Origin of the sequence: Lentzea sp. NPDC060358 (genome assembly GCF_042725365.1) — a bacterium.
In the GTDB taxonomy this organism is placed as follows: domain Bacteria; phylum Actinomycetota; class Actinomycetes; order Mycobacteriales; family Pseudonocardiaceae; genus Lentzea.
In genome coordinates, this window is sequence record NZ_JBHXCW010000410.1 from 1 (window position 1) to 3,872 (window position 3,872).

A 3,872-nucleotide genomic window follows, 5' to 3' on the forward strand; every position below is an offset into this window, starting at 1 on the left:
GCCGGGACCATCGCCGTGCTCGTGTACGCGAGCGCGGTCGTGCTGAATTTCATCGGAAGCAGGTGACCGGATCACCTACCAGGTCGGCTCCTGTCGCGAGCGGGAGCCGGCCGCCTCCGTGATGTCGATGGTAGGGACAGCGTTCTGCACACCCGCAATGTGTCGCCCGATCAGGGCAACCAGACCGTCAGTCCAGCGACGTCACGAACTTCGACACCGCGTCCGGGTGCAGCTTCTGCGCCATCCGCCCCGCCGGGGCCAGCGACCCGAGCCGGTACAGCGGCCGGTCCGCCGCCGCCAGCCCCTGGGCCTCCGCCCGCAACTGGGCCACCAGCAGTTCCGAGAACACCAGCCCGGGCGTGTCCCCGCGGGTGGCCAGGGCGTCGGCGAGCCGGCGGAGCTGGTAGATGCCCAGCTCGCGGCCGCCGGTGCCCGCGTACATCGACAGGGCGACGTTGATGCCCTTCTTGCCGCCGCGCACGAACAGGCCGACGGTCCGCGCGCCGCGCAGGTCCGTGACCAGCAGGTCCAGGCCGTCGGCCGAGGCCAGGTCGACCTTGCGGACGCCGTAGGCCTTCACGTGGACGGTCGTGCCCTCGAGCCACACCGTGCGGCGCGCCTCGGAGATCGCCAGCAGGATCACGGGCACCGCCACGATCGCCCCGGCGATCACGCCCGGCCAGCGGCCGCCGATGAGGCCCACGATCGCGCCGAAGGCGAGGGCGACCATGATGCCGCCGATCGCCACCATGCGGGCGCGCTTGCGGACCGTGTCCTTGTCCAGCAGGTCCAGGACCAGCCTGTCGGCAGGCTTGGCGGCGGGCTTGTCGTCTGGGCTCACCTGGTCTCCGTCACGTCCGATGCCAGCGCTTCGACCCCGCCCGGCACGACGGTCGCGATGTCCGGGGGCGTCAGCGTCGACCGGACCGCGGCGACCACGTCGGCCAGCGGCACCGAGACCTGCTCGCCCGTGGCGAGGGTCTTCAGGCCGATCACGCCGGACTCCAGGTCGCGTTCGCCGAGCACCAGCGCGAGCCGGGCGCCCGACTTGTCGGCGGCCTTGAAGCCCGCCTTCATCGACCGGCCGCCGTACACGAGGTCCGTCCGCACGCCCGCGGCGCGCAGCTCGCCGGCGATCGCCACCAGCCGGGACCGCGCGGCCTCGCCCAGCGGCACGCCGATCACGTCGACGCGCGAGAACGCCGGCAGCACGCCCTCGGCCTGAGCCGCGAGCAGTGCGCGGTCGACGCCGAGGCCGAAGCCGACGCCGGACAGCGACTGGCCGCCGAGCTGTTCCATCAGGCCGTCGTAGCGGCCGCCGCCGCCGATGCCGGACTGGGCGCCGAGGCCGTCGTGCACGAACTCGAACGTCGTCTTCGTGTAGTAGTCGAGGCCGCGGACCATGCGCGGGTTCTCGACGAACTTCACGCCCAGCTCGGTCAGGTAGCCCTTCACGAGCTCGTAGTGCGTGCGGCAGTCGTCGCACAGGTGGTCCACCATCAGCGGCGCTTCGGCGACGAGCGCGCGCACCTCGGGGCGCTTGTCGTCCAGCACGCGCAACGGGTTCAGCTCGGCGCGCTGCCGGGTCGCCTCGTCCAGCGGCAGCCCGCTCAGGAACTCCTGCAGCAGCGCCCGGTACGCGGGACGGCAGGCCGCGTCGCCCAGCGAGGTGAGCTCCAGCCGGTAGCCGGTGAGGCCGAGCGCGCGGAAGCCCGCGTCGCCGACGGCGATCACCTCGGCGTCGAGCGCCGGGTCGTCGACGCCGATCGCCTCGATGCCCACCTGGTGGAACTGGCGGTACCGGCCGGCCTGCGGGGCCTCGGCGCGGAAGAACTGGCCCGCGTAGTAGAGCTTCGCGGGCAACGAGCCGCGGTCGAGGCTGTGCTCGATCACGGCCCGCATCACGCCCGCGGTGCCCTCCGGGCGCAGCGTGATGGACCGCTCGCCGCGGTCCAGGAACGTGTACATCTCCTTCGTCACGACGTCGGTCGACTCGCCGACGCCGCGCGAGAACAGCGCCGTGTCCTCGAAGACCGGCAGCTCGACGTAGCCGTAGCCCGCGAGTTCGGCGGCACGGCTCAGGGTCGACCGGACGTGGACGAAAGCGGCGGACGTCGGCGGGATGTAGTCGGGAACGCCTTTGGGTGCGGAAAACACGTCTCTCAGAGTCCTCGGTGCGGGGCGGCCGGAGCGTCGTCCTGCAACTGGAGCAGGTAGGGGTTCGACGCGCGCTCGCGGCCAATGGTCGTCGTCGGGCCGTGGCCTGGCAGCACCACCGTGTCGTCGGGCAAGGTCAGCACCTTGTCCTGCAGGGACGACAGCATCGCGGAGTGGTCACCGCCGGGCAGGTCGGTGCGTCCGATGGAACCGGCGAAGAGCGTGTCACCCGAGATCACCAGGCGACCGCCTTCCTGCGCGCCGGAGCGGAACATCACCGACCCGCCGGTATGGCCCGGCGTGTGGTCGACGGTGATCCGCAGCCCCGCGAGGTCGAGCTCGAGGCCGTCGGTCAGCGACCGGACCTCGGACGGCTCGCGCATCTCCAGGTTGCCGCCGAAGAACGCGGCGGACTCGCGGCTGACGCCCTTCAACGGGTCGGAGAGCATCTCCACGTCGTCCGGGTGGATGTACGCGGGGACGTCGTTGCCGTCGCAGACGGGCGTGACGGAGAACGTGTGGTCGAAGTGCCCGTGCGTGAGCAGCACGGCGACCGGCGCGAGGCGGTGCTCGCGCAGCGCCTGTTCGATCGGTTCGACCGCGTCCTGACCGGGGTCGACGATCACGCAGGGCTCGCCGGCGCCGGCCGCCAGGACGAAGCAGTTCGCCTGGAGCGCGCCAGTCGGGAACCCGATCACGAGCACGAAAATGACCTCCCTGTTCAAGGACAGCCTAACCACCACACAAAGCTCATATGCCCAGGCCCTAGACTGCCGAGCCGACCGCCCTATTCGCATGAGTCCCTGGGGAGGGAGCACGTGCCCACCAACGAGCAGCGACGCGCCAACGCCAAGCGCAAGCTTGAGCGTCAGATGGTGTACCGCCACGCGCGGGCCAAGAAGCGTCGCATCATCGCCGTCGTGTCGACGGTCGTCGTTGTTGCGCTCGTCGGAGGTGGTGTCTGGTTCCTCGCGACTCACGACTTCGGCAACGGCGACGCCGCCGCGTCGGAGACTCCTCCGCAGGAGGCGGTCGACAAGGCGGAGAACATCCCCACCGAGCTGCACCAGATCCCGAAGCGCCCGCAGGCGTTGCCGGAGAAGGTGAACTGTGAATACACGAAGGGCCAGGAGCCGGCGGCCAAGGAGAACACCCCGCCCGCGAACGGCGAGCAGCCCGCCACCGGCACGGTCGGCGTCACGCTCGGCACCTCGATCGGCGACCTGAAGCTCACGCTGGACCGCTCGCTCGCGCCGTGCTCGGTGAACAACTTCGTCAGCCTCGCGAAGCAGAAGTACTTCGACAACACGACCTGCCACCGCCTCACCGTGACCGGTATCCAGGTCCTGCAGTGCGGCGACCCCGGCGGCAACGGCATGGGCGGCCCCGGCTACTCGTTCAAGGACGAGGTCTACCCGGAGCTGACCTACGGCCGCGGCGTGCTGGCCATGGCGAACTCGGGCCCGGACACCAACGGCTCGCAGTTCTTCATCGTCTACGGCGACGCCTCGCAGCTGCAGGCGAAGTACAACGTGTTCGGCACGGTCGACCAGGAGTCGCTGAAGAAGGTCGACGAGGTCGCGAAGACCGGCACGATCTCGCAGTCGCCCGGCCAGGGCGACGGCAAGCCGAAGACCCCGGTCGACATCAAGTCGGCGTTGGTCGCGAACTAACTCTTCACAGTCTGCGACGGCCCCCGGGACGCGGTCCCGGGG

The 3,872-nt window shown here is 70.6% G+C and carries 3 protein-coding genes and 1 pseudogene; 1 reads left to right on the top strand and 3 read right to left on the bottom strand.

What is annotated here, in order from left to right; all coding sequences use genetic code 11:
- Positions 1 to 187 precede the first annotated feature (187 nt).
- The 3 genes and pseudogenes from ACFWGZ_RS40140 to ACFWGZ_RS40150 all read right to left on the bottom strand — a co-directional run bounded on the left by ACFWGZ_RS40140 (position 188) and on the right by ACFWGZ_RS40150 (position 2,861).
- Positions 188 to 841: a hypothetical protein gene (locus tag ACFWGZ_RS40140; protein ID WP_382456826.1), complete on the bottom strand. Its 654-nt coding sequence runs from the start codon at positions 839 to 841 to the stop codon at positions 188 to 190.
- 65 nt (positions 842 to 906) lie between these two features.
- A pseudogene (hisS, locus tag ACFWGZ_RS40145) lies at positions 907 to 2,157 on the bottom strand (histidine--tRNA ligase); the annotation flags it as partial.
- Positions 2,158 to 2,162: 5 nt separating this feature from the next.
- Complete coding sequence (locus ACFWGZ_RS40150) at positions 2,163 to 2,861, bottom strand: MBL fold metallo-hydrolase (RefSeq protein ID WP_382456827.1); 699 nt, start codon at positions 2,859 to 2,861, stop codon at positions 2,163 to 2,165.
- A gap of 114 nt (positions 2,862 to 2,975) precedes the next feature.
- On the opposite strand from ACFWGZ_RS40150, the gene ACFWGZ_RS40155 reads away from it, so the two are divergent.
- Positions 2,976 to 3,830 carry a peptidylprolyl isomerase gene (locus ACFWGZ_RS40155; protein ID WP_382456828.1) on the top strand — a complete coding sequence of 285 codons (855 nt, stop codon included), beginning with the start codon at positions 2,976 to 2,978 and terminating at the stop codon, positions 3,828 to 3,830.
- The last annotated feature ends 42 nt before the right edge of the window (positions 3,831 to 3,872 follow it).